We start from the raw sequence: 1,004 nt of genomic DNA, 5'->3' as shown, positions 1-1,004 counted from the left end.
ATCGCGGCGCGCAGCAGCGGGTCGTCGTCGCGATGCGGCTCCATCATCACCCGCGCAATCGAGGCTTCGAGATTGTTGCTGGCCAGCCCCGCCTGCCGGCGCGCGGCCTCAGGCGGCGGCGCGTCGGCGGTTAGATGCGCGAAGGTCGCGACGAGATAGGTGCGGTGCGCGGCAATGGCGTCGCGCCGCGCCGCGCCAAGCCGGTTACCCTCGAAACTCGGCCAGAGCACGAGATTGGCGGCAACCGCGAGGATGCCGCCGGCCAGCGTGAAACCGACGCGCGAGGCGGCGACGACCCACTGATTCGCCCCCGGATCGATCTGCTCGATCAGCAGCACGATCATCGGCGTGAGCAGAACGACCCAGGCGCTGTAGTTCACCCCGCGCACGGCGAAGGCGAACAGCGTGAGCGGCACCATCGCCACCGCGAGTTCCAGCCTGGTGTGAACCAGCAGGCCGATGGCGGCGGCAACCAGCCCGCCCGCCGCGGTACCGCCGACGCGTTCGATCGCGCGGATCCATGTGGCCGAGAAATGCGGCTGCAGCACAAGGATCACGGTGATGGCGAGCCAATGGCCGAACGGGTTGCCGAGCCAGGCGACGAAGGCGAGCGCCGGGATTGCGACCAGCATGGAGCGCAGGGCGTGGCGCAGCGGCACCGAGGCCAGGCTGAGATTGGACCGCAACGGGCCAAGGATCGTGGCTATCAGGTCGGGCGGCACGATCTCGTCGGCGGCCGTGACGCCCGGCGCATTCGAGACGGTGATGAGCACCGAAAGGCGGTCGAGCGCTGCGGCCAGCGGACGGCGCAGCGCGGGATCGCCCTTCGCCGCGGAGACCGTGCCGCGCAGAGCCTCCAGCCCGGCACGGAGCGGCGCCGTATCCAGCGTGCGGCCGGCTTCGAGTTCGGGCGCCATCGCTCCCAGCAGGTCGCCGATGCCGGCGAGGGCGCGGCGAGCGGCGGGATCGTCGGCGCCGCGCGCGGCCATTTCCTCACCCAGCGC

1 protein-coding gene is annotated in these 1,004 nt (G+C 71.4%); it reads right to left on the bottom strand.

What is annotated here, in order from left to right; translation table 11 throughout:
- Positions 1-1,004, bottom strand: a 1,004-nt coding sequence (locus APM_RS13110) for an FUSC family protein (RefSeq protein ID WP_007423848.1), incomplete at both ends; no start/stop codon positions are given.

It is taken from the genome of Acidiphilium sp. PM, assembly GCF_000219295.1.
GTDB classification, from domain to species: Bacteria; Pseudomonadota; Alphaproteobacteria; order Acetobacterales; family Acetobacteraceae; genus Acidiphilium; species Acidiphilium multivorum.
Note: the sequence above shows the minus strand (reverse complement) of the source record. Positions and strands in the feature narration are given on the sequence as shown.